Source organism: Pseudoalteromonas sp. SR41-7, assembly GCF_014163935.1.
GTDB classification, from domain to species: domain Bacteria; phylum Pseudomonadota; class Gammaproteobacteria; order Enterobacterales; family Alteromonadaceae; genus Pseudoalteromonas; species Pseudoalteromonas distincta.
In genome coordinates this window covers 94,000-120,615 of record NZ_JACJEF010000009.1, presented here as the reverse complement: position 1 = coordinate 120,615, position 26,616 = coordinate 94,000, and the positions used below count along the sequence as shown (strand labels likewise).

General features: G+C 40.2%; 21 protein-coding genes and 1 riboswitch. Of the genes, 12 read left to right on the top strand and 9 right to left on the bottom strand.

Features of this window, described 5'->3' with window-relative positions:
- Window positions 1-215 precede the first annotated feature (215 nt).
- The gene (locus H5092_RS13590; protein WP_002962823.1) at window positions 216-1,097 is read right to left on the bottom strand and encodes an NAD(P)-dependent oxidoreductase; all 882 of its coding nucleotides are present in this window, start codon (window positions 1,095-1,097) and stop codon (window positions 216-218) included.
- Between the two features lie 121 nt (window positions 1,098-1,218).
- Between H5092_RS13590 and H5092_RS13585 the strand changes: the two genes are divergently transcribed.
- Window positions 1,219-1,779, top strand: a complete 561-nt coding sequence (locus tag H5092_RS13585; protein ID WP_024595202.1) for a glutathione peroxidase — start codon at window positions 1,219-1,221, stop codon at window positions 1,777-1,779.
- An 88-nt stretch (window positions 1,780-1,867) separates the two neighbouring features.
- Window positions 1,868-2,848 carry a 2-hydroxyacid dehydrogenase gene (locus H5092_RS13580; RefSeq protein ID WP_182733710.1) on the top strand — a complete coding sequence of 327 codons (981 nt, stop codon included), beginning with the start codon at window positions 1,868-1,870 and terminating at the stop codon, window positions 2,846-2,848.
- Window positions 2,849-2,940: 92 nt separating this feature from the next.
- Here H5092_RS13580 and H5092_RS13575 read toward each other — a convergent pair whose 3' ends face one another.
- The gene (locus H5092_RS13575) at window positions 2,941-4,263 is read right to left on the bottom strand and encodes a sodium-dependent transporter (protein WP_182733709.1); all 1,323 of its coding nucleotides are present in this window, start codon (window positions 4,261-4,263) and stop codon (window positions 2,941-2,943) included.
- Window positions 4,264-4,404: 141 nt separating this feature from the next.
- Between H5092_RS13575 and H5092_RS13570 the strand changes: the two genes are divergently transcribed.
- A complete protein-coding gene (locus H5092_RS13570; protein WP_182733708.1) occupies window positions 4,405-5,163 on the top strand; it encodes a 4'-phosphopantetheinyl transferase superfamily protein in 759 nt (252 codons plus the stop codon).
- Window positions 5,164-5,209: 46 nt separating this feature from the next.
- Here the strand turns inward: H5092_RS13570 and lysC are convergent, their stop codons facing one another.
- Window positions 5,210-6,601 (bottom strand): lysine-sensitive aspartokinase 3, encoded by a 1,392-nt coding sequence (gene lysC, locus H5092_RS13565; RefSeq protein ID WP_182693750.1) that lies wholly within the window; start codon window positions 6,599-6,601, stop codon window positions 5,210-5,212.
- Between the two features lie 75 nt (window positions 6,602-6,676).
- Window positions 6,677-6,849, bottom strand: a riboswitch (Lysine riboswitch).
- A gap of 101 nt (window positions 6,850-6,950) precedes the next feature.
- Window positions 6,951-8,198 (bottom strand): sodium:proton antiporter NhaD, encoded by a 1,248-nt coding sequence (gene nhaD / locus H5092_RS13560; protein WP_101217585.1) that lies wholly within the window; start codon window positions 8,196-8,198, stop codon window positions 6,951-6,953.
- Window positions 8,199-8,420: 222 nt separating this feature from the next.
- Here nhaD and H5092_RS13555 point away from each other — a divergent pair, with 222 nt between their 5' ends.
- From H5092_RS13555 to H5092_RS13540, 4 genes are all read left to right on the top strand, one after another.
- The gene (locus H5092_RS13555; RefSeq protein ID WP_182733707.1) at window positions 8,421-9,692 is read left to right on the top strand and encodes a hypothetical protein; all 1,272 of its coding nucleotides are present in this window, start codon (window positions 8,421-8,423) and stop codon (window positions 9,690-9,692) included.
- 3 nt (window positions 9,693-9,695) lie between these two features.
- On the top strand, window positions 9,696-10,244 hold the full coding sequence (locus H5092_RS13550; protein WP_024605891.1) for a condensin complex protein MksE: 549 nt from the start codon (window positions 9,696-9,698) through the stop codon (window positions 10,242-10,244).
- Window positions 10,241-13,018, top strand: coding sequence for an ATPase (locus tag H5092_RS13545; RefSeq protein ID WP_182733706.1), 2,778 nt, complete (start codon window positions 10,241-10,243; stop codon window positions 13,016-13,018). Before H5092_RS13550 ends, H5092_RS13545 begins: the two co-directional genes overlap by 4 nt.
- Window positions 13,019-13,126: 108 nt before the next feature.
- A complete protein-coding gene (locus H5092_RS13540; RefSeq protein ID WP_024595193.1) occupies window positions 13,127-13,678 on the top strand; it encodes a DUF4136 domain-containing protein in 552 nt (183 codons plus the stop codon).
- 289 nt (window positions 13,679-13,967) lie between these two features.
- On the opposite strand, the gene H5092_RS13535 is transcribed toward H5092_RS13540, so the two are convergent.
- The gene (locus tag H5092_RS13535; RefSeq protein WP_182715797.1) at window positions 13,968-14,456 is read right to left on the bottom strand and encodes a peptide-methionine (S)-S-oxide reductase; all 489 of its coding nucleotides are present in this window, start codon (window positions 14,454-14,456) and stop codon (window positions 13,968-13,970) included.
- 340 nt (window positions 14,457-14,796) lie between these two features.
- Between H5092_RS13535 and H5092_RS13530 the strand changes: the two genes are divergently transcribed.
- Window positions 14,797-16,647 carry a TonB-dependent siderophore receptor gene (locus H5092_RS13530; RefSeq protein ID WP_182733705.1) on the top strand — a complete coding sequence of 617 codons (1,851 nt, stop codon included), beginning with the start codon at window positions 14,797-14,799 and terminating at the stop codon, window positions 16,645-16,647.
- 384 nt (window positions 16,648-17,031) lie between these two features.
- Here H5092_RS13530 and H5092_RS13525 read toward each other — a convergent pair whose 3' ends face one another.
- Window positions 17,032-17,295: a YkgJ family cysteine cluster protein gene (locus H5092_RS13525; RefSeq protein WP_182733704.1), complete on the bottom strand. Its 264-nt coding sequence runs from the start codon at window positions 17,293-17,295 to the stop codon at window positions 17,032-17,034.
- Window positions 17,296-17,464: 169 nt separating this feature from the next.
- On the opposite strand from H5092_RS13525, the gene H5092_RS13520 reads away from it, so the two are divergent.
- The 3 genes from H5092_RS13520 to H5092_RS13510 all read left to right on the top strand — a co-directional run bounded on the left by H5092_RS13520 (window position 17,465) and on the right by H5092_RS13510 (window position 22,905).
- A complete protein-coding gene (locus H5092_RS13520) occupies window positions 17,465-18,643 on the top strand; it encodes an efflux RND transporter periplasmic adaptor subunit (RefSeq protein WP_182711580.1) in 1,179 nt (392 codons plus the stop codon).
- Between the two features lie 2 nt (window positions 18,644-18,645).
- Window positions 18,646-21,795 (top strand): efflux RND transporter permease subunit, encoded by a 3,150-nt coding sequence (locus tag H5092_RS13515; protein WP_182733703.1) that lies wholly within the window; start codon window positions 18,646-18,648, stop codon window positions 21,793-21,795.
- A 219-nt stretch (window positions 21,796-22,014) separates the two neighbouring features.
- Entirely contained in the window at window positions 22,015-22,905 is an 891-nt protein-coding gene (locus tag H5092_RS13510) for a dienelactone hydrolase family protein (protein WP_182733702.1), read from the top strand.
- Window positions 22,906-22,974: 69 nt separating this feature from the next.
- Here H5092_RS13510 and rhlP read toward each other — a convergent pair whose 3' ends face one another.
- The 3 genes from rhlP to H5092_RS13495 form a co-directional block, all read right to left on the bottom strand.
- Window positions 22,975-23,736, bottom strand: coding sequence for a rhombotarget lipoprotein (gene rhlP, locus H5092_RS13505; RefSeq protein WP_404936177.1), 762 nt, complete (start codon window positions 23,734-23,736; stop codon window positions 22,975-22,977).
- Between the two features lie 83 nt (window positions 23,737-23,819).
- Complete coding sequence (locus tag H5092_RS13500; RefSeq protein ID WP_182715803.1) at window positions 23,820-24,164, bottom strand: lactoylglutathione lyase; 345 nt, start codon at window positions 24,162-24,164, stop codon at window positions 23,820-23,822.
- A 13-nt stretch (window positions 24,165-24,177) separates the two neighbouring features.
- The gene (locus H5092_RS13495) at window positions 24,178-25,113 is read right to left on the bottom strand and encodes a LysR family transcriptional regulator (protein ID WP_182733700.1); all 936 of its coding nucleotides are present in this window, start codon (window positions 25,111-25,113) and stop codon (window positions 24,178-24,180) included.
- Window positions 25,114-25,246: 133 nt separating this feature from the next.
- Between H5092_RS13495 and H5092_RS13490 the strand changes: the two genes are divergently transcribed.
- Window positions 25,247-26,272, top strand: a complete 1,026-nt coding sequence (locus H5092_RS13490) for a zinc-binding alcohol dehydrogenase family protein (RefSeq protein WP_182733699.1) — start codon at window positions 25,247-25,249, stop codon at window positions 26,270-26,272.
- The last annotated feature ends 344 nt before the right edge of the window (window positions 26,273-26,616 follow it).

The following is a 26,616-nucleotide window of genomic DNA, read 5'->3' as shown; positions in this document are numbered from 1 at the left end:
TTAAACTTTGGCGGTAAACGTAGAGCTCGCTCACGTGAAAAGCATAGCTTTTAATTACTTAAATAAAACTCTATTCACAAAGAGAAGCGAATAAGGAGTAAATGAGCAAACATAAAACCAACAATAATCTTTTTTATCTATCACTGCCTCTAAAAGCGCAGCGCCTCATAACCTCTTTGTGAATAAATTACTTTACGGGCTTCGCGTCTACAGCGTTACTTTTTATGCAGTGCTTCAATGCGTGCTAGTAAGCTTGAGGTGTCGTATCTGCCGCCGCCAAGTGCTTGTACGTCGGCGTAATATTGATCGACCGTTGCGGTCATTGGTAAAGTAGCGCCATTGTTTTTAGCTTCATCGAGTGCAATGCCTAAATCTTTACGCATCCAATCTACGGCAAAACCAAACTCATATTCACCCGCCCACATTGTTTTGTAGCGGTTTTCCATTTGCCACGAACCGGCTGCACCTTTAGAAATGGTTTCTATAACTTTTTCACCATCAAGCCCAGCTTGCTTGGCAAAATGTAAGCCTTCGGCTAAACCTTGCACTACACCAGCAATACATATTTGATTAACCATTTTACAAAGTTGTCCCGAGCCAACGCCGCCTAGTAATTGGCTAAAACGACTAAACGCCGCCATAACTGGCTGCACTTTAGCAAATACGGCTTCGCTGCCACCCGCCATAACCGTTAATACGCCGTTTTCGGCGCCAGCTTGTCCGCCCGAAACAGGCGCATCTATAAAGTCGATATTTTGCAGAGCCGCTTTTGCAGCCACTTCACGTGCTACTTCGGCAGAAGTTGTGGTGTGATCAACCAAAACAGTGTGCGGTAACATGCCCGCTAACACGCCGTCGTCGCCATACACTACTGAGCGTAAATCGTCATCATTCCCAACACACATAAATACAATATCGGCATTGCTGGCAGCTTCGCGCGGGGTTGATGCAAAGCTTCCTGAATGTTCTGCAGTCCACGTTTGAGCTTTAGCTTGAGTGCGGTTATAAACGCATACGCTGTGCCCTGCTTTTGCTAAGTGCCCCGCCATTGGGTAACCCATTACGCCTAAACCTATAAATGCGACTTTCATTGACATAAAAATGACCTATTTAACTGATAACTTAGAAACTAGACCTCGATTATGTCAACCGGTCGATAAAAAAGCGAATGAAAGTCTTTATAAAATTTCCTTAACGGGAAAGGTAAGTAGGTAACCTATGGACAGTATTTATCAATTTAATGCACCACTTTATAACAGCGAAAATTTTCCTCTTAGCCAGTTACAGGGCAAAACCGTCCTTATTGTTAATACAGCGAGTAAGTGTAATTTTTCGGTGCAATTAAACGCACTCGAAAAGCTCTACCAGCAATACAAAAGCAATGGTTTTACTGTGCTAGCGTTTCCGTGTAACCAGTTTGGCCAAAATGAGCCGCTTGATAATTTAGCCATAAAAGACTTTTACCAAGATCAATTTAATATCTCGTTTGAGGTATTTGGTAAGGTAATGGTAAACGGGCCAGAAACACATCCGTTGTTTAATTATTTAAAGTCGCATACGCGGGGTATTTCGCAAAATCGTGCAATTAAGTGGAATTTCACTAAGTTTTTAATTAACTCACAAGGGCAACTTGTTGCACGCTATGCACCGCGTACTAAGCCCGAAACACTTAAACAAGTAATAGAAAGTAACTTACTGCAAGCTGCAAAGTTAAGCGCTGCAAGAGGTGGTAAAAAGGTAGCATCAAAAATACCTTTGTTTACGCCAGCTAAGGCTTAATTTAAATCAATAAAATGCGTGTTACTAAAGCACAGGTTTATAAAGTAGTTTATTGTATTGATACTTATTAAGCGTCGAGGCTATTACCATGAACATTGCTTTTTTTAGTACTCAAAAGTACGAACTGCCTTTTTTTGAACAAAGTACACGCGATAATCGTGATATAAAAATAACGTATTTTGAGCAATCCCTGAGCGAACAAACGGCTATTTTAGCAAACGGGTTTGATGCCATATGCGTATTTGTAAACGATACTGTAAATACCGCCGTTATTGAGCAACTGGCAAGCCAAGGCATAAATACTATTTTGCTGCGTTGTGCAGGATTTAATAATGTTGATTTACCTGCTGCAAAAGCACATGAAATTAAAGTATTACGCGTACCGGCTTACAGCCCTGAGGCCGTAGCCGAGCATTGTATTGCACTTATGCTAACACTTAGCCGTAAAACCCATAAAGCGTATAACCGCGTACGCGAAGACAACTTTGATTTAAACGGATTACTAGGCTTTAACTTGCACAATAAAACCGTGGGTATTGTAGGTTGCGGTAAAATTGGCCTTGCGCTGTGCAACATTTTAAATGGCTTTGGCGCTAAAGTATTAGTGTGCGACCCATACGCACAACCTGGCAATTATACAATTACCGATATAGACACATTGCTTAGCCAAAGCGATGTGATTTCTTTGCATTGCCCATTAACGGAACAAACTCATCATTTAATAGATGATGAGGCATTTAGTAAAATGAAAACCGGCGTTATGCTTATTAACACCTCTCGCGGGGCACTGCTTAACAGCAAAGCGTGCATTAATGCACTTAAAACTAAAAAATTAGGCTACTTAGGGCTCGACGTTTACGAGCAAGAGTCGGAGCTATTTTTTAAAAACCACAGTGACGAAATAAACCAAGACGATATATTTTCGCGCTTAGTGAGCTTTAAAAATGTATTAGTAACGGGGCACCAGGGCTTTTTTACCCAAGAAGCGCTCACCGAAATAGCAAACACAACCCTACTTAACGCGCTTGAAGTAAGCGAAGGTAGGCCTCTGACTAACGAGGTTTTATAAAGACCTAGGCTATACCTAAATAACCGGTACAAAAAAAGCGAATAAGGTGAGCCCTATTCGCTTTTTGTTTAAAAATTTACTTTAAGTAGAGCTTAGCCAAAGGCAACGTTTGCAAATACCAAGGTCATTAATATTGGGCAAATAAAACGAATATACTGAGCAAACCAGTAATGTACGCCGGTTGTTGCTTGGTGTAATTTATTACCACGCTGCCACATCCACCCTACTGTAATAAAGTAAAACAAGCCCATAAGCGGTAATTGATATTGAGTAAATAGCATAATAACTAAGCCAAATAACCAATCAAAATTTAATATAATTGCGCTTGCACACACAAGTACAACGGCGCTAACGGCCCATGTTGCTTTGGTGCGACTAACGTTGTGGTTTTCGACTAAAAACGCTACCGGAATTTCAGTCGTCGATATAGTTGACGTAACCGATGCGATAGACATTAATACAAAAAATAATAAACCAACTAATAAACCAATTTCGCCCATGGTGCTAAATAGCTCAGGTAAAATAGCAAAAATAAGTTGCCCTTCGCCAATCAGTTTACCGCCACTAAATACTTCAACACCGTTGTGCTGCGCCACATAAATAGCAGGAATAATGAGTAATCCCGCTAAAAAAGCAACGCCAGTATCAAGTAATGCAACACCTGCGGTGAGCTTTGGTAAATTAGCATCTGGTTGTAAATACGAGCCGTAAATCATCATACAACCCACACCTAGTGAGAGCGAAAAGAACGCTTGCCCCATTGCGGCAATAATTAAATTAGGGTCGAGTATTTGGCTAAAATCAGGAATTAAATACGCGGCAAAACCTTCGCTTGCGCCATCGAGTGTTGCAATGTAGGCAATTAAACCAACAAGCAGCACAAGTAACAGTGGCATTAATCGGCGCGACCAGGTTTCGATTCCCGACTTAACCCCTTTTAAAATAATACTGGCGGTTAAAATAAGCATAAGCGGCGTAAATACAAAATTACGCAGCACTGAGTCGCTATGTAAAAATTCGCTTGCGCCTGTAAACCCAAAAAAGGTTGTTATGGGTTCAATAGCGTACGAGAGCATCCACCCTGCCACTATTGAATAAAAACTTAGCATAACAACTGCGCCCGCAAGGCCTATGTAACCGGCTGCTGCACCTACTTTACGGCTAGTGTTTTGCCATGCATCACCCAATGCTTTTACAGGATTAGCTTGTGCTTTGTGACCTAAATAAAGTTCGGTATACAGCGCAGGTAGCGCAAGTAAAAATATAACAATAAAATAAACCAGTAAAAAAGCACCGCCGCCATGGTTGGCCGCTTGCGTAGGAAAACCCCAAATATTACCCAAACCCACTGCTGCGCCAGCAGCGGCTAAAACAAAACCAAGTCGGCTTTGAAACCCATCACGCACTTGTGCCATACATCTACAAATCTGTTATTATTTTGATTATTGTGAATTAAACCATATTTCATGCCAGCTGAGTAATAAAATTGTACCCAGCCTTTGTTAGTGGCGCTAACCGCTCACAATATCAGCGACTTCTTTTGCTTTAGGGCTTTTATGACTGAACACTATTTTAAAAACGCCTTGAGTATTACTTCAACTCAATTGGCAAACTTGTCTTTAGCGAGTAACAGCATTTTATTATTTAATGCTAAAACACTTGAGCTTAGTGACTTTAATTTGCCCGATTGCTTAAGCCCGTTTGAGTTAAACATTATAAACCGCCGTAAAAGCCCACAAGCTAAGCAAGAGTATTTAGCTACGCGGTTATTGTTAAAACACCTTATTAAAGTAACTCAGCCGCAACATACGCATGTACCCCTTAATAAAATGAGTACCGAATTTGACGAAGCAAGCTCAAAGCTGCAAATACATGTGAGTGGTGATGTTATAAATACCTGTATTTCGCACTCGCATGGTTTAGTTGGGGTCGCGCTAAATTTTGATAGAAGTGAGTTTGGTTTTGATATTGAAAAAGTAAGCCTAAAGCGCCCGTTTGAAAAGCTTGCTAAGCATTTTTATCATAATGATGAAATTACACTTATCACCAAGCCCACTAATACCCAAGCCCAAGCAGATACATTTTTTAGAATTTGGACATTAAAAGAGTCACTTGCTAAAGCCACCAGCCGCCCTATTGCAAAATTACTTAGCCCTAATGTGTTTGACGAATTAAATAGTGCAAAGCTGAGTGCTTGCAGTAATCGCGTTACTGTAGTTGATAGCAGTGACAGTAATGTTTGTTTTGATGTGAGTGTGGTGCATAAAAAAAGCACCGACTGGCGATGCTTTTTATTAAATGACTTTATTAATTAATTTTGTTAAGTGATTTTACTAGGTAATTCTCCTGAATAACCGTTATTTACGCAGCAAAATCATTTTCTAATAAACGGCTATGAATAGACTGTACTACGTTATCTGACTCAGTTTGCTCTACTAAAAAGCACAGGTTGTGCTTACTAGCACCGTGACAAATTAATCGAATGTTAAAGTCTTTTAGTACACTCATTAAGTTCATTTCGTGTTGGCGTAATTGAATCTCAGAGCCAATAAGTGCCACCAATGTTAGGTTGTTTTCTACCGAAACATGGCAAAACTCTGCAAGCTTATCTAGGCATTCTTGATCAAGCTCTGGGCGCGAGGCGTTTTGCGCGTTATCAAGCGTTATAGCCACACTGATTTCTGATGTAGTTACCAAATCTACCGATATATTGTATTCACTTAATAGTGTAAATACGCGTGCTAAAAAGCCGCTTGCTAGTAGCATTTCTGGGCTTTTAAGCGTAAGCAATATTTGGTTTTTACGTTGCGTTACTGCGCGTATACCTGGTTGCTGCGATTTTTCGCGCTCAATCCACGTACCGCCACGCTCTGGCTCGCGGCTAGAACCTACAAACACGTTAATGTGGCTACGGCTCGCTGGTAGAATAGTTGCTGGGTGTAATACTTTTGCGCCAAAGGTTGCCATTTCAGCGGCTTCGTCAAAACTTAAGCGTGCAATAGGCGTCGCTTTTGCGCACAAACGCGGGTCGGTGCTAAAAATGCCCACTACGTCGGTCCAAATATGCACACTTTTAGCGTTAATCGCTTCAGCTAGTAATGCAGCGCTGTAGTCTGAACCACCACGTCCTAGCGTTGTGGTGTGACCGTATTCGTCACTACCAATAAATCCCTGAGTTACAATTACTTGAGCGTCTAATAACGGAATTAAATGCTCTTTAGCAGCTTGCGCTGTGGCTGCAACATTGGGCGTTGCTTTACCAAATTGGCTGTCGGTTTTAAGCACCTTGCGCACATCAAAGCGATCGGCATTTAAACCTTGTAAACGCAGTACCTGAGCAAACAAATACGACGATAAACGCTCACCAAAGCTAAGTAGCTCGTCGTGTTGCTGATCGGTTGTTAGTGGCTCTTGAGCCAATGTTTGAAATGCTTTTAGGGTTTCGTTAAAGCCAACCGCTAAATCGGCATCTAGCGATAATTCATCTAAAATAGTTTGTTGAATAGCAAGCACGCCATTTATGTGTTCTTGGCGCTCACTAGGAGTAATGCTTGATTTACACAGTGCAACTAAGTGATTAGTTACGCCGGCACTGGCGCTCACGGCAACAATACGTACGCTTTTATCTGCAACAATAATTTCGCTACAGCGACTCATCGCTTCAAAATTTGCAACACTTGTTCCACCAAATTTGGCAACGATGTAATCTGATTTTGCGCCTGATACTGTTTGTGGCACTGATTGGGTAGTCATTTAGTCTCCTTTCGCGGTATCCAAACCGCAATAAAACAAGAAGAACTTGGCAAAGGAATGCTTGAAGATAAGTCCACTGCCAGAAGCTCTCCACCTATATTGGTGACAGTTTTGAGGATTCAGCCCCATAAACCGAAAAACAATGACGACGTACCATTATTTTCCTCGGCGAGTACTTCCCTCCTTAATGATCATCGGCTTTCGTCGCCTAACATTAAGTACCTAAGTATCGCACCTCTTCTGAATGCTTTATTAACCAGTGGCTAATAAAACAAAACCCCACTAAGTAGCGGGGCTTTGAAAGTTATCGTTTAGACGTCTAGCTGTCAAGCATTTAATAATTTATGAGTTAAATAAAACTGCCCATGTAATACGAGCCCGCATATCCAACCGTGTAACAAATTAATAAATGCAGCGATAAACGCAAGTAGCTCATAAAGGTAAGCGCTTTAACTTTACTCATGGCAATAATGCCCGCAGCCGAACCAATAATAAGCATTGAACCGCCCACACCCGTTGCATACGTAAACGACAACCAATGTTGTTGGCTCATTACTATATTGGCTTTTAATAATGCAGCGGTAAGCGGTACGTTATCGACCCCAGCTGATAATATGCCCATTAAGTAGTTTGCGTATTCTGGTGCCATTACCGTGTATAGGTCGGTAAATTTACTCAACATACCAATTTCTTTAAGTGCGCCAACAAGTAAAAGTACACCTACAAAAAACAATAATGTGTCGTATTCTATATCGCGAACAAAATCGATTATGTCTTTGTTTATGTCTTTTTTGCGCATTAAAAATTGCGCCACTAAAAACATCACTGATAAGCCAAACAAAAAGGTTAATAAAGGCGGTACGCTGTAAATTACACTCAACGTAAGTGTGCTCACTACGGTAGATAAAAATATAACAGCAATGGTTATGTCGGTTTTTTCAATGCGGGTTTTACCTGCACTAGCAAACTCAACACGCCCTTTCATACCTATAGACAGTAACGCAGCAAGCAGCATAACGCTTGCAAGTGCTGGCGCTATAAGTAGTAATAAATGAGCAATGGTTACTTTGCCATCTAAAAATATCATTAGTGTGGTTACGTCACCTGTTATTAGCGATACCCCACCTGAGTTCACTCCAAACACAATAAGCGTGGCGTATTTAACGAGCTTTTTAGGTTCAAGCTTTAACGACATAACAACCGCAAGCGATATAAGCGTCGCTGTTACGTTATCTGAAATCGACGAAAACAAAAACGCAAAACCACCCACCAAAAACATGAGCTTTTTTTCGCTAATACTTTTTGGCATAACACGGTGCACAATATTTTCTATAAACCCCTTTGAATTTAAATACGCGACAAAGGTCATTGCAGCCATTAAAAATAGCCATAATGAGGCAATTTCTAAAATATTTTCATTTAAAAGATGTTGAATCGTATCGGGGCTTTGCCCGTGTAGGGGGTATATAAAAAGAAGAATCCAGCAAAGCGTACCAAAAAACAGCGTGGTTTTAGCTTTATTGACATGGATTATATCTTCTATAACGATCAGTAAAAATGCAATCGCTATCAGGGTTAGAATAATCGAGGAAACCATGGTAGTTAAACAACCTTTGATATAGTTTTAAAGAACACACAAATAACATTCCATTTCATGTGCCTATTTTCGGCGCGAATTTTAGCACTGCCTCTATGCAAAAACTATTATTAAATGGTCTTAAAAACGAATACTATATACAGACAAGGTTAATTAAAAATACGTAATAATGAGTCTTCTAAAAGAACTCAATAATAAAATACTAGGATGTTGTAACCCCTTATGATCCCAGCTAAAAAGCTGCTAAACACCATAACCGAACATTGGGGTGTATTAGAGCTATTATTTAAACGTTTTAAAATGGCTGACTTTAGTCTAAAAGACGTACAAAACGCGATTAAGCAAAAGCAGCCTACGTGGTCAAACGAACGCATTTATAAAGAAACAAATCGTTTGTTAAACCAAGATATTTTAATTCCACTGGCTAAATCCTCTCAGCTTGAAATAAATCGTGCTATTGCCGATTTTGCTACTTTTTTACTGCAAGAAGAGCATTTAGGTTTAGCACAAGAAATTAGCGTATTAGTAGAGGACCTGGCTCGTTTAGGTAACCGCCTAGATAACGCTGGCGAAATAGAAGACTTTGACGACTTACGCCGCTACAGCCGCATTATGGATGATCGGGTGCGTAAAATAATGAAGCTTTATACGCACAACGAAAACGCTATTTTAAACATTGTTGAACAAGCCAAATCAAATAATGCAGTGCAATCGCTGCAAAAGCGTTATAAAGCAGTAATAGAAGCCTTTGACGAATACATAGAGCCAATGCTTGAAATGGTTGATATTCGTGGTGAGTTTCATGCATGTTTTACCCTCATTGAAGAGCAAATAAGTAATCAAATACTGTACATTGAGCGCTCAGGTAAAGCGTATAACGACAAACGTATGCTGGAGCAATTACGTACCCGTATACTCGAAATGCATTTAATGGGCCGAGAAAGCTTACGTAAAAGTGCCGATATGCTTATGCCACTGCGTGAGGAGCTACGTCGTAATAACTTAATTACTCGCCAAGCAGCCAAAGTACTTGGGCTTGTACGTAAAAATGGCGTAGACAATATGCTAAGTGCTGTGCAGCCACATTTTGTGAGCGACGCGCAGCGATATTCGCTTGGTCAGCAACGCCATATTGTGGCTTACATGGCAAGCTTGGTTGAATTTGAACACGAAGAATACCAATTGCCTGACCAGCAAGACGTGCCTGCATTTGTTACGCCTAATATTCCTGACTACAACGATGTTAAAACCAGCTTTGCTAAGCGCTTTAATAAAAAACGCAAAAAGCCGCAGCCCTTGCTGCAATTTTTAGATGAAAGCTATCCAGATCTCGATGCCGACGAAATGCTATTTTTGTATCAAAAATTAGTCAGCGACAGCGATATTAAAATAATTCAAAGCGATGAAAAAGCCCGCGTAAAAATTGCCGGTCAGCACTTTTCTTTATATCCATTTAATTCAGAGCCTCAGCCAGATTCAAAGGCAGGTAAATAAACCATGACACACATAAACTTAGACGAGCTAACCCATCTACAAGCCATTAATAAAAAATTAGTAGCGGGTTATCACATTTGCGAGCAAGACAACGTAATGTGGCAAGAGCTTGACCAACACATAGAAGACTACACCGCCCTATTTACCGCCCTAGGTAACGATTTAAAACACGATAGCCGTGGCTTTTATTATTTTGGTAGCGACGAAAGCACACCCAATATGGGCAAAATATCTCGCGCTATCGCGCTCACCATTTACATTTTAATTGAGCACTACGCCAATACGGGTAAAGACCCAATGCGCGCATTGTTTGACGACGTAAACGATTTAGAGCTTATGCAAACGCTGGTGCAAATTAACAAACATTTGTTTGATCAGCTTGAGATATTTTCGGGATCGGATTTGCGTAAAGACGTTTACCTGCGCATGGTGCGCTTAGGTTTAGCCCGTGAAGTAGAAGGCGGCTTTATGCTTCAAGCGCCAATTCACCGCTACATAGATGCACTCATGGAAGTAAACGAAGAAACCTACATTACAGAGGACGAGGAATGAAAAATCTATACGGACTAAGCAAACTCGCCCTACTTAACACCGCAGGCTATGCAAAATGTGTGATCCCGCTTGATAAAAGCAGCTCTATTTGCGCGCCCAATAACACCGGTAAAAGCTCGGTTATTAACGCCCTGCAGTTTCCGCTTATTAACGATTTGCGCTTAACAGAATGGGACGGACACGATTTAGATGAAACCCGTAAGTTTTATTTTTCATCCGATCAGTCCTACATTTTACTAGAAGCTAACTTGCCTCATGGCTCGGTAGTAATAGGTGTTGCAGGACTTGGTAAAATTGCCGGTTACGCGCATCAGTACTTTTGTTATCAAGGTAAGCTTGATTTAGAGCAGTATACGCAAGGTAAAACTATTATTAAATTTACCAAGCTGTTCAACCATTTAAAATCGCTTAACTACAACCCTATTGAGTTAAAAGCACAAGAGTTAAACGCGCTGTTGACTGGCGGCGCAACGCCTTTTGACGGCGACATTAACCTAAAAATGATCCCGCTAAATAATGTACAAGACTCTTCTATTTATAAAGAAATATTTAGACGTATTCTTAACTTACATAAATTGGGCGCAAGCGACGTAAAACGCTTTATGCTACGCGTGTTTGAACGCCATATGTCGAACTCTAAGGTCGACTTTTATGAAGTATGGCGTCGCTCGTTTGATAAAGTAAACCGCTCAAAACGCGAATTAAAAGCCCTTGAGTCAATGCAAGAGCCAATAGCAGCGCTTGAATCAATGCTTGAAAACCAAACCGTGCTTAAAGGTAAATTAGCCGCATACGCACCTAAAATTGACCAAGCACTGATTGATTTTGATACCTATCAAGAATCGCAACTTAATGAGCTGGGTATAGCCCTTGAAGATATAGAGCACGAAAAACACGAGTTTGAGCAAAAACAAAGCCTATACGTACAGCAATCGCGTGATATAGAGCGCAGACAAACTCAAATTGAGCAGTGGTTTTTAGATTACGATGCGCTTAAAAGCGAGTTTGAACTGGTAAATAAAGCCACGCTTAAAACCAGCCTGACTCAATTAAAGCAAGATTACGAGTCGCTTTCGCACTCTATAACCAGCGCACAAGGGCAAAGCCTACACACGCTTGACTACCGCATTAGCGAAACACAAAAACAAATTAAGAGCTTAAAGCTACAACTTAAAAACCTTGAGTTTAATTTGTTTACCCGTATGCGCGAAGACCTCTCGTTAAAAGAAGTAGAGGAAATATCGCGGATTTTAAACCCTGATATTCTCTCATTTGCGACCACCACTAATGGCGATATAACCATTGATGACGAAGACGCGTTTGGGGAATTTTTATCGCTGTTAAGTGAAAACGTTAAAGGCGGCGTATTAACGCTACCAGGTGCGAGCATTAAGCTTAAAAAGCTCTCGCCTGTGCAAATGCAAAGCGGCGAAAACAAAGAGCAATTAACCGCTCAGTTAAATGCTCTTGAGCATTCACTTAAAGAGTTTAAGCAACAGCGCGATGTTGCTGCAAACGTTGCCGACAAACAAAAAGAAAAAGACGAATTATACGATGAGCTAATGAGCCTCGAGGGCGCCCTAAAACGTTTAGAGCAGTTTGAGGTAATGCAGCAGTCGGTTGAAGCGCAAGCCATGCTAAAAGAGCAGTTATTAGCTGAGCGCGAACAAGTTGACGACTACCTGCAAGATATTCAAAAAAATAGTGGCTCAATTGCCGATCGTCGCTCGTTAATTAAATCGAAACAAGAGCAAATTAATCGCCAAACTGAGCGCTTACGCCAAGTTAAAAGCGAGCGAATTGACCACACGCTTGATTTATACAGCGGTAAAGTAACCCCGTACATGATTGATATTACGGTCGACTTTGATAACTTAAGCGACCTTGTTCATCACTTTAATAAAGACTGCCAAGAGCTGCGTAATTTTGACATAAACGTACGTAATACCTATTTGCATGTATATAACGCGGGTATTACTAAATTCGACAACGAAAATGACGAATACACTAAATACCAAAAGCTAATAAGCGCCTTTCATAATATTGATAACGAACGCGATGCTGTTGAGCGCCAAGCACGCGTTGCGCTTACCGAAGTGGCCGCAACTATTAAAGGCTTGCGAGAAGATTTAGACCGCCTTCGCCGCGAAATGAATAGCTTTAATAAAGGCATAAGCCAGCACCGTATTTCAAATCTGCAAGCGTTTAAAATTAACGTAATACCTCGCAAAATGCTGGTTGATAGTATCGATACCATTATCAGCACGTCGCATCAGTTTGAACAAGGCGACACGCTTGATTTACTTAGCCAAGAACCTTATAGCGAAAGCGCGGTAAACGAAGCGAAAGATCACTTAATTAAACTCGCCTCAGATAAAGCGGGCTTAACACTTACCGATTTATTTGATATTCGCTTTGAAGTGGTTAACCGCGCAGGTGAAACAGAGCACTTTGAAAAAATAGATTCTGCGGGTTCAAACGGCACACGTATTACGATTAAGTTATTGTGTGGCATGTTGTTTATTCGTTATTTATTAAGTGACCAAGAACAAAACCTATACCGTATACCTATTTATATAGATGAAGCGGCCGACATTGACCCGCAAAATCAAAAAGCAATTATAGAAACCGCACTAAGCTTTGGTTTTGTACCTATATTTGCCTCAGTTAAACCACAAATAAGTTGTGACTACATTGTGCCTATTCGCTCGGTAAAAGACGGTGCACAAAACTGGGTAGATGAAAAAGATTGGATTGAAGTTGAACACAATTAATTGGCCGTTAAGGCAAACCAACTAAACTAAAATATAGGACGTTTAAATAATACACATTTAAACGATGTGTGTTATTTTAAATTAATGCATTTTATTGGAGCAAACGTAATGAAAAATATACTTATCGTTGCAGCGCTAGCACTACTTACAGCCTGTACACAAACCCCTGATTGGGATTACGATAAATCAGCCAACTTTAGTAATTTTAAAACATTTGCTTGGGTAGAAAACGCCAGCCTAACTAAAGACACAAATAATTACCAAATTAATGGCCTAATGGAAAAACGTGTTCGCACTGCCGTTAACGCAGAACTGAGCCAAACACTAGGTATGAGCTTAGTTGATGCAGCAAATGCTGATGTACTTGTTAACTATCATGCATCGGTAGATAAAGAGCTTGAAGTAGATACATTTAATGTAAACTACCGCCCGCATTGGGGTTATTGGGGTACTGGTTTTCAACGTGACACAACCGCGCGTGAATACGAAGTGGGCACACTGATTATTGATATTGTAGACCGTGAATCTAACCAGCTAGTATGGCGCGGCGCTAAAGAAGGCCGATTAAAGAAAAACCAATCGCCAGAACAACGTGAAGCATCAATTAATAAAACAGTGAGCGAAATTTTAAGCAACTTCCCGCCACAAAAGCAGCAGTAAGTTAAAATTAGCTATAAGTAAGTTTTAAAAAAGCTCACAGTACGTGAGCTTTTTTGTGGGTATGTATTTTTGGGACTTCAGGTTTAAATAATTATGAGCTGCGCTCATCACGTCAGCAAGCTGCACGTCTACAAAATACCGGATTAAACTTTACCTGTAGGCGCTATGCTTGCTTGCGCGAGAAGCGATAGCTTCTAATTACTTTATAGCGCTATATTCCATCTTAAATTACGAGCTGCGCTCGTCACGTCAGCAAGCTGCACGTCTACAAAAAAACACCGTGTTAAATTTACGATTTATACTTATGCAGTAACTCAAGCGGTATATGGCAGTAATCATCAGGGTGATTAGTTAGTCGGTCTTGATGCTCAGGATCGCTTGGCACGTAGTTAGTTAGCAGCTCTACCCCTACCACAATTTTATCGGCATCACTGCGCTTGTTTATATAATTGCTTGCTGCATCTAAATGGCTTTGGTTTTTGCTATAAATGGCAGTGCGGTATTTAGGGCCTACGTCATCCCCTTGTTTATTAATACTGTATGGGTCAATAATTTCAAAAAAGTAATCATACAGCTTATTTAGGCTAACGACTTTTAAATCAAAAATGACCTTTACGCATTCGGCATAACCATCGTATTCGCCGTCAGTGGTTTTGCTTGTACCATTAGCGCGACCTGCTTCAGTACTTATTACGCCTGGTAAGTGCTTTAAAAACTCTTGTACGCCCCACAGGCAGCCACCAGCAAAGTAAATAGTATTTTGTTGTGTCGTATCCATTATAAATGTTACCTAATAAGTAATTATACCGATTGCATTAAAATAATGTTCTATTATAGCGCCAAGAAAATAGCGCAATAACAAGGCGAAAATTATGACATATAGTTGTTCTATATAAATAACTTTTAACGCAGTGAGTGCGCTATTTAATACGATAGAATGACCATGTTTTTAATAAAGTCGGTATTACGTAAATGGTTATCAAATGCAGTTATTAACAAATTAATGTACAATCGCGCACAAAATGACTGCTGTTACATTTAATTATTTTATCATGCTCAAATATAAGCTTTGAAATTAATTGTAACCGCAGCTACAAATAAAAAATGACGAGAAACACATGAATCGCACACCACACCTTATAATACCTGCAATATTATGCAGCGTTACTGCATTTGCTAATGCTAATACGCTATCTGATGAGTCGGCAATCGAGAAAATAACGGTTGAGGCCTCACCCACTGCAAATAAGTTGCCAGTAGGTACATTCGACTCGCCTATTTCTAATTTAGAATATGACCCCCGTGTTGATTTACAATCGCGTAATATGGCTGAGGCGCAGGCTGATGTAACTATACGCGGCGGTATTTTCGAAAACACCGGTTTTAGAGTAGGAAGCGTTACCCTGCTTGACCCGCAATCTGGGCATTATTTTGCTGAAATACCCATTGCACCGCAAATGCTAACCGGCCCAGATGTTTTAACCGGTGCCGATAACGCACTTTACGGTATGAATAGCTCTGTAGGTACAGTTTCGTTTGGTTGGAAACCGATTATTACTGGCGGTAGTGTATCCCTTGGTACTGGTACAAACGACTTTAATCTGCAAAGTATTCACGCTGCTAAAAACACACAACTTGATAGCTTAGCTAACTATACTCTGGGCTTTGAAGGTGAGTATTCTCATTCGCAAAGTGATGGCACCATTGATAATGGCGATCATGACTTCTCGCGCGCCTCAGCTCGCGTGCAATTAGCAAGCGAGCATAGCCAAACAGATTTGTTTTTTGGCTCACAAGATAAGTTTTTTGGCTGGCCTAACTTGTACACCCCTTTTGGCGTTAACGAAACTGAAGATTTAGAAACCCGTCTTTGGATGCTTAATCACAAGCAAAACTACGCTGATAACAGCAACTTTGAAGTATCTGCTTATTATCGTACCCATGACGATCACTATATTTACTCGCGCGAAAATCCTAGTGCATTTGAAGCTTTTCATAAAAGCGAAGTTAAATCGTTTGGACTTTCGGGTCGCCATGCACAAAGCGATGCACTGGCAATAAATTACTCTGCACAATTTATTGATGACTCGATTGAATCAACCACACTTGAAAACAACTTTACCTCACGAAAGTATTACAAGCTAAGTATATTGCCCCAATACACAATAGCGCAAAAAAACCAACAGCTTACCTTTCGTTTAGGCGCAGCCTATGACGATACAAATCGTGATGATGCTGAAGTATCAGCTATTGGTGACATAACCTTAAACACCCAAAATAGTGACGGCACAGCACAAACCCTTTACTTATCATACGCGCAAGCGAGTCAAGTTGCAGGCTACACAGCCATTGGCGGCAGCGACTCTGGCGGGTTATTTAGAAGTAACTACAACCTTGAGCGCGAAACCACATCAAACTTGGAGCTAGGTTTATTACTTGAAGAACAAAGCTGGCAGTTAAACTCGGCTATTTTTTATCGAAAAGATAATAACTTGACCGATTGGACCTTTAATTTTGATTCAACCTCAGCGCGCTTTGCAAACCCAGTAGATATTGATACTGCAGGGGTTGAATTTTTAGCGACTAAGCACTTTGATACAGCAAAGCTTATAGCAAGCTACACCTATTTACATAAATCAGAAAACTACGGCGCAGCCGATATTGATGCCAGCTTTTACGCGTTAAACTTTCCTGATCACCGTTTAACACTTGGCGCTGTGTACAACCCAACTGATATTTTAGAATTTAGAATAGATAACGAATGGCGTACACAACACAAAAATTCACTTAGAAACGGCAATGACAACGCGTTATTTACCCAGCTAACGCTTAAAATAACGCCGCCACAGTTGAGTAATTTATTTATCACCTTAGCGGCAGATAACTTATGGGATGAGTCGTTTGAAGAAATACCAGGTACACCAGGGCGCGGTGAGCAATATACGTTAAGCGCAACGTATAGCTGGTAGAAAATAAAGCCAGCGTTTACGAACTCAATTTATACTTTGGTTTGTAAACGCTGTGTTTATTTATATAAAAGTGCAGTTTTTAGGAAAAAAATATTACACAAAGAGAAAAGAATTAGGAGTAAATGAGAAAAACAAAAGCCAACTATTACTTTAAATTAATCTCCTCCTCTAAAAGCGCAGCGCCTCCTCCCCTCTTTGTGAATAAATCAGTTTTACAGGCTTTGCCTGTCACGTAAGCAAGCTTCACGTCTACAAAACAAACACAAGCCTACACTTTGGCGGTAAACGTAGAGCTTGCTCGCGTGAAAAGCGCAGCTTTGAATGACGTAAAATAAATACTCAGTAATAAAATAAGTGTAAATAGATGTGTATTAAAAACGAGGATTAAGTTAGCTCTTCAAGCTCTGTAATAAGTGCTAGGGCTTGTGCATTTGTAGACCCGCACACATCAAGCGTGGCACTAAAATCACTACATACTTTTGGTCGACTTTCATCACCAAATAACTTACATAAATTACCTTCGTCCAGCTGAATACAACGCTCTCCGGCTTTTTTACCATTTGGCATACCTGGAATAGGCGAACTAATACTTGGCGCAATACAACATGCGCCGCAGCCTAGCCTGCAATTCATCGATTCGGTTTTCATAATTTCCTCTGTATAAAAAACACTTACTTTAATTTCTTTTTAGGAACTTAATTAGTCACATAGTGAGTTGTAACACACACATGTAATGCTTTGTTACATCTTAAAACAGCTTGTAAACACTTTATTGCGTATTATTGCTCTGTCACCATCAATTATGAAGGAATGCCTTGTGGCTACTACAAAACAAATAATACTCCCAATCGCTGTTTTAGCAGGCGGTATTGCTTTAGCTTTCGCCTTTATGGCAATGAAAAAACCACCCGAAGAAAAGCCAGAGCAAGATTTACGTCCTTTAGTAGCAACACAACGCGTACTTTTAGATTCTATAACGCTCGATGTTAAATCGTACGGCATTGTTAAACCAAAGTATCGTACCGAGCTAATAGCACAAGTCAGCGGGCAAGTTATTTCGGTATCAGATCAATTTGTAGAAGGCGCGTTTGTAAAGCAAGGCGATATTTTAGCACGAATTGATGCAAATGATTACGAAGCAGACTTTATTGAAGCGCAAGCGGGTTTAGCACAAGCAAGCTCAGCACTTGAAATAGAACGCGCGCAAGCACATGTCGCTCAAGCTGAGTGGGAGCGCATTAAGTCAGACTCAAGCGACGCTATCGCATCAGAACTTTATTTACGAAAACCACAGCTGGCCGAAAAATTAGCGCGTTATCGCTCTGCTCAAGCAAGTGTTAAACGTGCTAGCCGCAATCTTGAGCGTACTTATATTAAAGCCCCTTATGATGCCATTATTAATGAGCGCACAATTAGCTTGGGTTCAGTAGTAAACCCAGGTAATAGTTTTGGCGCACTAAGTGCAACCTCAGTTGCAGAGGTACGTTTACCGGTTGCCGATCAAGAACTGCAATATTTAAAAAATGGCGGCGTAGGCTCAAATGTTACATTTAACGCAGAATACGCGGGTAAGCAAACAATGTGGCAAGCCAAAGTAATTCGCACCGAAGGTGTGGTTGATCAAACAAGCCGTATGAGCTACTTGGTTGCACAACTTGCAACACCTTATGGCGACAAAACACGCCCTCTTCGTTTTGGTTCGTACATTAACGCTACCATTGAAGGTCGCCCGCTTGATAACGCAATTATTGTTGCGCACCACTTAGTTAAAGATAATAAAATTGTAATTTTAAATGACGATTTAACATTGTCGTTTAAAACCCTCAATATTATACGCGAACAAAACGGCATGATTATAGCCAGCCAAGGGTTAAAAAATGGCGAGCAAATTGTTACCTCAGCGCTTGAATACCCAACTGAAGGTATGGCAGTAAAAATTGAAGATATTGCGCCTGATAAAACTGATGTAACTCAACTTGCGCTGAAAGAGGAATAATCATGAACACTCGTGAAACAGGGTTAATAGCATGGTTTGCCCGAAATCCCGTTGCTGCCAACCTACTAATGATATTTATATTAGTAGGCGGTATTTTAATGGCGATGACCATTCGCAAACAAATGTTCCCACAGTTTGAAAGCAACTGGATAAGCGTACAAGCAGTTTACCCAGGTGCAGCCCCGCAAGAGGTTGAAGAAGGCATAACCATAAAAGTTGAGGAAAACCTCGAAGGTATTGAAGGCATTAAACGCCTAATTACGTACTCTAACCGTGGTTTTTCACAAGCGTGGATTGAAATAGAAGAGCAATACAATCCACAAGAAGTACTTGATGAAATTAAAGTACAAGTTGATTCAATAAACACCTTTCCTGCGGGGATGGAGCGCCCTGTTGTGCGCCGCGATAAGTTTGAGCAAGAGGTAATGATACTCGCGCTTTACGGCGACATGAGTAACTACCAGTTAAAAGAGCTTGGCAACGATATAAAAGACGAGTTACAAGCACTGCCTCACGTTAACCTTGTTAATTTTAACGGCGGCTTAGAATACGAAATTGGTATAGAAGTCAGCCCTAATAAACTACGCGAGTACGGATTAACATTTAGAGATATTGCAGGTGCTGTGCAAAATTTTTCGGCAAATATGTCGGCGGGGCAAATACGCTCTGAAAATGGTTATATTTCGATGCGTGTTGAAAAACAAGCCTACCGTGGTTTTGAGTTTGAAAAACTGCCACTTATTACCCTTGCTGATGGCGCACAAATTTATTTAGGCGATGTTGCAACTATTAATGATGGCTTTGAAGAAGGTCTACAATATTCAAAATACAATGGTAAAAATTCACTCTCGTTTGAAGTAAACGCATCAAAAGATCAAGACATTACCGATGTAGCAAAAGTACTTAAAAGCTACATGGCAACTAAAGAGCCACTTTTACCTGCAGGCGTTAAGCTCTCTCCTATTGTTGATTTAACTTACTACCTTGAAGGTCGACTCGATATGATGGTCGATAACATGATTTGGGGTGGCTTGTTAGTAATGATAGTGCTGGCACTATTTTTACCGCTCCGCTTAGCATTTTGGGTAATGATGGGTTTACCGGTTTCGTTTTTAGGCGCCTTTTTGTTTATGCCTATTGGCTTTTTAGATGTAACAATTAACCTAGCCTCTCTTTTTGCCTTTATACTTGTACTCGGGATTGTTGTTGATGACGCCATAGTTGTGGGCGAGTCAGCCAGTGCCGAAATAGAAAAATACGGCCACACACTTGATAACGTTGTACGCGGTGTAAAACGCGTTGCGATGCCAGCAACCTTTGGTGTGCTAACGACTATTGCTGCATTTTTACCACAAACACTCGCAACCGGCCCTGGTGCTGCTTTTTCTAAGGCCATTGGTGGCGTGATTATTTTATGTTTGATTTTTTCACTCATTGAATCAAAACTTATTTTGCCTGCACATATTGCAGCAATGAACCCACGTAAACCAAATCCTAAAAACCTATTACATCGCTTACGTATGGTGATTGATAGCAGCTTAAAAGGCTTTGTGAATAACTACTACCTTCCTTTTGTTAGCCGCTGTATTCATTATCGCTATACAGTGATTGTCGGCTTTATGTGTTTGCTTATTGTAAGCGCAGGTATGTTTGCAGGTGGTTTAGTTAAGTTTGTACCAAACCCTAAAATACCGCACGACTTTCCACGTATTGATATAGAAATGAACCTTGCTTCATCTGAGCAAGCAACGCTTGAAACCGCACGTAAAATAGAAAGCGTGTTGTTAAAGGTCGATCAGCAACTACAAGAGCAATACGGTAAACCGATGATCCGCGATTTATCGGTAAGCCTGCGCGGGCGAACTGAAGCAAATATTATGGCCATTTTGGTAGAGCCTGACTTACGCCCTATCGACACCTTTGCCCTAAGTGCGTTATGGCGCGAGCAAATGCCCGCCCTACCAGGCATTAAAACCATGACCATTCAAGACAGTATAATGAATGGCGGTCGAGATGATGGCGACGTTAGCTTTAAACTTGAAGGCAAAAATGCTAACGAGCTAAAAGAAGTGGCTGGTAAATTAAAAGCCAAATTACAAACAATGGAAGGTGTTGGCGACGTAAACGACTCAATGCAAAGTGCCACCGACGAAGTGCAACTTGATTTAAAACCACTCGCTTATAGCATGGGTTTAACGCTTGCTGATGTAGCATCGCAAGTTAGCTTTAGTTACTACGGCTTAGAAGCGCAGCGAATATTGCGTGAAGGCGAAGAAATTAAAGTCATGATCCGCTATCCAGAAGACGAACGTAACTCAATTAGTGACATCGCAAGTGTGCGTATTATTACACCTACTGGCGCTGAAGTACCGCTAAGTGAAGTAGCCGAAGTTAAGCTTGTTGACGGTGTTAACCGTATCCGCCGCGAAAACTCTAAACGTACTGTAAACGTATGGGCTGCGGTAAATACCGACCAAGCCGAACCATTTGCGATTGCAGAAGAAATTCGTGATGAATACTTACCAACATTACTTAAAAGCTACCCTGGCGTTACAAGTGATGTAGCTGGGCGCATTCAAGAAGAAATGGATAGCGCTTCAGAGCAGCTTCGTGATTTTGGTATATCAATGATGATTATATTTGCCTTGTTAGCCATTCCGCTTCGCTCTTACTCGCAGCCACTTATTATAATGTCGGTTATTCCGTTTGGTGTAGTGGGCGCGATGTTTGGGCATATGATTTTAGGTATGACCATGAGTAGCTTATCGATGTTTGGCATTATTGCTGTAGCGGGTGTGGTCGTAAATGATTCCCTCGTTATGGTTGATTTTGTAAACAAAGCACGCGCTGAAGGTGTTGCGATTAAGGATGCTGTAATGCAAGCCGGTGCTCGTCGCTTTAGAGCGATATTACTTACCTCAATCACTACCTTTATTGGTGTAATGCCAATTATTTTTGAAACGAGTTTACAAGCTAAAATTGTTATCCCAATGGCTGTATCACTTGCTTTTGGTGTGTTATTTGCCACAGTAATTACACTGATACTTATACCGTGCCAGTATGTTGCACTAGAAGATGCTAAACGATTAGTACGTAAAATGCGTGGCAAGCCACCACTAGTAGATGCCCAACCAGCGCCTACTCACAGCTAAATTAAGTAACATCCCAACCAAAAAAGCTCGGCATATTATGTCGAGCTTTTTATTTTTAGCTTAAAAATGATATTCACCTATTTGCTAACATTACTTATTTTTTAACACGCAGGATTAATTACCAGTCCTAATAATTGATAGAAATATTGCTCGTTTTTTATCTCTAATACGTTATGGTATTTAAATAATAAATAGACATAATAAAATTAAGGAACAGCCATGAATACATCTCCCTCTGATCACATTCCTCAAGAAGCCTTTGATTGGTATGACGAGTACGCCCACGGTTTAATGGACCGACGTACTTTTATGAAAAAACTCGGTGACCTTGCTGCACTTGGCTTTTCGATGGCTGTACTTACATCAGCATTATTACCTAATTACGCATTGGCTGAACAAGTGTCGTTTAATGACGACGATATTAAAGCAACATACGAAGAATTCGATTCGCCAGACGGGCACGGTAAAGGCAAAGGTTACTTAGCAACCCCTAAAAACATAGAAGGTAAGCTCCCTGTTGTACTCGTGATACACGAAAACCGTGGTTTGAACCCGTACGTAAAGGATGTAGCAAGACGCTTAGCGAAGGTAGGCTTTATTGCATTTGCACCCGATGCGCTTTTTCCTCTGGGTGGTTACCCTGGTAATGATGATGAAGGACGCGCTATGCAAAAAACCATGGATCGCGCTAAAATTCAAAACGATTTTGTTGCCGCAGCGCACTTTTTAAAATCACATGCTAACAGTAACGGTAAGTTAGGCGCTGTCGGTTTTTGTTTTGGTGGCTACATTGTTAATTATTTAGCGGCAGTAGATAGTAATTTAATCAGCGCTGGCGTGCCTTTTTACGGCACTCCCGCCAGTGAAAGTTTACGTAAAAATATTAAAGCACCGTTAATGATTCAATTAGGCGAGCTGGATAAACGTGTAAACGCGTCGTGGCCACAGTACGAACAAGATTTAAAAGCTAATAATGTTGAATACACTATGCATATGTATAAAGGGGCAAATCATGGTTTTCATAACGACTCGACAGGTCGCTATGATAAAGACAATGCCGAGCTTGCATGGCAACGTACCGTTGAGTTTTTTAATAAAAAGCTAAGTTAGCTAATAAAAAATAATGCCACCAGCTCTAAGCCGGTGGCATTATTAAAAATACTTAGTTTTTTATCAACTTTAAATTTTTTTGCTACGCATAACTAATAACGACAACAAAACGAGTAAATAAATACTCAAAGAGCCACCGCTACTAGAGCCATCTTTATTTTCGACTTTTGCAATTTTTTCTTCTTTAACACGTGTTTTAAACCTTGCTAGTTCTGCATCTAAATTAGTACTCATATCACTAACCGCTAGATTAAAGCCCTCTGCCGACTTTTCAGATAACGTTTCATCAATACCTATTGCTGTTGTTCTTTTTTCAAGTTTACTTATACCTGGTGCTCTAAATAGCATTTTTCTGCTTTTAATATCAAAAACAGCTGTATCCACAAAGGTTTGAATTGTATTTTCATTACCTGGAATAACGTACATACCCACTATTGTCCAATAAAGTAAGGCTGCATTATTTTCATACGATTGCGTAATTTGATCATATGAAACCAGTGCGATTAAATCTACATCGTAAAGTCGCCCTACTTGCTCGAGTGTTGCAAAACCTTCACCACCCTTTAAATAGGTGCTTGGTATAACTTCAATGCGGTCAATGTAATCATATTGAAGAAATGACTTTTTTACTTTTTCGAGTAATTCGACTTGGTTTTGGGTCTCTAACCCGTCTGGCTGCCAGTTTTTAGACGGTACAAATGCAATTCCGACGGTAACAGGGAGTTTTAAAACAGGTATTTCAGGTTTATAGGTAGCACGGCTTTGTTGATCAGGATATAAAAAATCCATTAAGCTACTAGATTGTGTATTTTTACCTGTATTGTTACTCATAAACGAGCTACAAGAAGCAAGTAAGGCCGCCATCAAAATGATTATATATATTTATTAAATTTCATATTTATTCCTTTTTATTTTTAATTTAATTCAGTTACGTGCCAAAGCTCACCCGATGGTCCCCATAAGTAAATAACGCTACCCCAAGATTCTTGTTTTATACCCTCAAACCGGATGTCAAAACCGTTTAGGTTACTAATGAGTTCGTATGCTTCATCTATATTTAACACACAAAGTTGCAGCATTAAGTTTTCAGCAAACGTTTTATTATAATAACGCTGTAAAAAGAACGTACATTCGCCAAAGGTACACACACATAAATCATTTGAAGCATCTTCAATCTTAAATCCAAGCGCTTTATAAAAGCGCTGAGATTGTTCATAGCTTTTACAGGGAATAAAAACTCTAATATCATCAACTTGCATAACTCTTCCTAAATTAGCTCAGTACGCTTTTATCAATAATTCCTTTATTTACCAACTGCTGCAAAATAGCTTGGGATTTTGCTCTGCATGCATCACGTAGTAAACGCACCGCTGGGGTTATTGACTGCCTACTTGGGCAAATAAGCCAAAGTTCACCATTAACATGTTGATAATCTTGCATTACAGTAACCACCCTGTCATTGAGTAAATCATTGGCTATATCAAGGGCTGATTTTACAGCCAAACCTTTACCAGCTACGCACCAGCGCCTTACTAAATCGCCATCGTTTGAGGCGCGCCTGCCATTCATTTTAACTTTATATTTTGACTCACCATCGGTGAATTCCCACGTATTATTTATAATATCCTGCAACTGATAAAACAAACCTTGATGCGACGCTAAATCATCGGGATGCATGGGAGCCCCGTTTTGTAAGAGATATTCGTCAGTTGCACATAACAAGCGCGGTACGTTACAAATTTTGAATCCATAAACGCTAGCATCATTAGGCGAGCCATAACGAAGCGCTATATCAACTGAGTCACGGTAAAAGTCGATATTACTATCACTTATATGCGTTCTTAAACTTAGCTTTGGATAAGTGTCCATGAGTTCATCAATCCATGGGATCACTAAGTTACGGCCTAAGTCAGATGAAAGGGCAACACGCAGCTCGCCTTCTATTTCGTCGTGTTCACCTTTTAGATTTTGCTTTGCAAGCTCAAGTACAGCTAAAGCCTGCTCACATTGTGGTATGTAGCGCTCCCCAGCAGCCGATAACCTTAAATGACGTGTTGTCCGAACAAATAGCTCACTACCAAGGGCTGCCTCAACACGTTTAATAGCAGCGCTTGCTGTAGCTGTACGCATATCTAACTTAGCAGCTGCGAGCGTAATACTTCTAAACTCAGCGACTTTTAAAATAAGTTTTAAATCTTCTATGTTCATATTATCTATTTATATTTGATAATGATTCAACAATTATGCGGTTTATCTATATTAAAGCAAGGTCTACTATATATCCATCAGCTAGCCAAAGCATGGCTTGCAGCTTATATGTAAACAAATTAGGACACTTATTATGAAAGCCATTGGTTATAAAAAATCTCTTCCTGTTTCTAACCCTGAATCGTTAATTGATGTTGAATTACCACAGCCAGTTGCAACAGGTCGTGATTTATTAATTAAAGTTAAAGCTATTGCAGTTAACCCAGCAGATTACAAAGTGCGTGCATCTATGCCCCCTGCTGATGGTGAAATAAAAGTTATTGGTTGGGATGCTGTTGGTGAAGTTGTTGCCATCGGCGATGCTGTAACGGCATTTAAACCTGGCGATGCTGTTTACTACGCAGGTGATATTACCCGCCCAGGTAGTAATGCAGAATTTCAATTAGTGGATGAGCGCATTGTAGGGTTCAAACCACAAAGCTTAAACGATGCTGAAGCTGCTGCATTACCCCTTACTGCAATAACAGCGTACGAATTATTATTTGAGCATTTAAACATTGTAAAACAAGCAGCTGATTCAACAACAAAATCAGACGAAGTTATTTTAGTAACAGGTGCCGCAGGCGGCGTTGGTTCTATTTTTATCCAGCTTGCTAAAGCGATTACTGGCGCAACTGTGATTGCCACTGCATCGCGTGAAAGCTCACAAGCATGGGTTAAAAAACTAGGCGCAGATTATGTTGTTGATCATACAAAACCATTACCCGCTCAAATTGATGCATTAAACATTGGCTCGGTAACACATGTAGCAAGTCTGCACAGTACTGATACTTATTTTGAAGCGTATACAGAGGTACTTGCACCCTTTGGTAAAATTGCAATGATTGACGATCCTGAGTCATTAGATGTTAGTAAATTAAAAATGAAGAGCTTATCGCTACATTGGGAATTTATGTTTGCCCGCTCAATGTTTAATGCCAAAGATTTAATTGAGCAAAGCAAGTTATTAAATCATGTTGCTGAGTTAATTGATCAGGGCCATATTCAAACAACGATTGGTAAAAATTTAGGCGTTATAAATGCGGCTAACCTGCGTATTGCACACGCAGAACTTGAAGAAGGTCGCTCTATTGGAAAAATAGTGTTGGAAGATTTTTAATTCCATAAATACTAAATACGCGCTGCCTGAATTAATTGAAGGCGCCAATGTAATTGGTGTCTTCAGCCAATATTTCGGGGTGGCTATGGCTGTATTTATATTTATTAAAGAAACTATTACCTAATAATATTTGATAATGATTCAACCATATACCTGTTTATCATATTGTAATAACCCACTACTATCCGTACCTAGCTATATTGATAGGCCTTACTTTACGTAGATATCAATTGAATTAAATAAGTAGAGTGATTTAAAAACACGATATTATTTTTGTAATAAATTTTTAAAAGGGTTTGTTTTTACTAAAACTGACTCAACATAGTAAATACTGGTAAAACACC

Coding starts and splice junctions, on each gene's coding strand:
- H5092_RS13590 (WP_002962823.1), bottom strand. CDS start 1,097: ATGTCAATGAAAGTCGCATTTATAGGTTTAGGCGTAATGGGTTACCCA.
- H5092_RS13585 (WP_024595202.1), top strand. CDS start 1,219: ATGGACAGTATTTATCAATTTAATGCACCACTTTATAACAGCGAAAAT.
- H5092_RS13580 (WP_182733710.1), top strand. CDS start 1,868: ATGAACATTGCTTTTTTTAGTACTCAAAAGTACGAACTGCCTTTTTTT.
- H5092_RS13575 (WP_182733709.1), bottom strand. CDS start 4,263: ATGGCACAAGTGCGTGATGGGTTTCAAAGCCGACTTGGTTTTGTTTTA.
- H5092_RS13570 (WP_182733708.1), top strand. CDS start 4,405: ATGACTGAACACTATTTTAAAAACGCCTTGAGTATTACTTCAACTCAA.
- lysC (WP_182693750.1), bottom strand. CDS start 6,601: ATGACTACCCAATCAGTGCCACAAACAGTATCAGGCGCAAAATCAGAT.
- nhaD (WP_101217585.1), bottom strand. CDS start 8,198: ATGGTTTCCTCGATTATTCTAACCCTGATAGCGATTGCATTTTTACTG.
- H5092_RS13555 (WP_182733707.1), top strand. CDS start 8,421: ATGATCCCAGCTAAAAAGCTGCTAAACACCATAACCGAACATTGGGGT.
- H5092_RS13550 (WP_024605891.1), top strand. CDS start 9,696: ATGACACACATAAACTTAGACGAGCTAACCCATCTACAAGCCATTAAT.
- H5092_RS13545 (WP_182733706.1), top strand. CDS start 10,241: ATGAAAAATCTATACGGACTAAGCAAACTCGCCCTACTTAACACCGCA.
- H5092_RS13540 (WP_024595193.1), top strand. CDS start 13,127: ATGAAAAATATACTTATCGTTGCAGCGCTAGCACTACTTACAGCCTGT.
- H5092_RS13535 (WP_182715797.1), bottom strand. CDS start 14,456: ATGGATACGACACAACAAAATACTATTTACTTTGCTGGTGGCTGCCTG.
- H5092_RS13530 (WP_182733705.1), top strand. CDS start 14,797: ATGAATCGCACACCACACCTTATAATACCTGCAATATTATGCAGCGTT.
- H5092_RS13525 (WP_182733704.1), bottom strand. CDS start 17,295: ATGAAAACCGAATCGATGAATTGCAGGCTAGGCTGCGGCGCATGTTGT.
- H5092_RS13515 (WP_182733703.1), top strand. CDS start 18,646: ATGAACACTCGTGAAACAGGGTTAATAGCATGGTTTGCCCGAAATCCC.
- H5092_RS13510 (WP_182733702.1), top strand. CDS start 22,015: ATGAATACATCTCCCTCTGATCACATTCCTCAAGAAGCCTTTGATTGG.
- rhlP (WP_404936177.1), bottom strand. CDS start 23,736: ATGAGTAACAATACAGGTAAAAATACACAATCTAGTAGCTTAATGGAT.
- H5092_RS13500 (WP_182715803.1), bottom strand. CDS start 24,164: ATGCAAGTTGATGATATTAGAGTTTTTATTCCCTGTAAAAGCTATGAA.
- H5092_RS13495 (WP_182733700.1), bottom strand. CDS start 25,113: ATGAACATAGAAGATTTAAAACTTATTTTAAAAGTCGCTGAGTTTAGA.
- H5092_RS13490 (WP_182733699.1), top strand. CDS start 25,247: ATGAAAGCCATTGGTTATAAAAAATCTCTTCCTGTTTCTAACCCTGAA.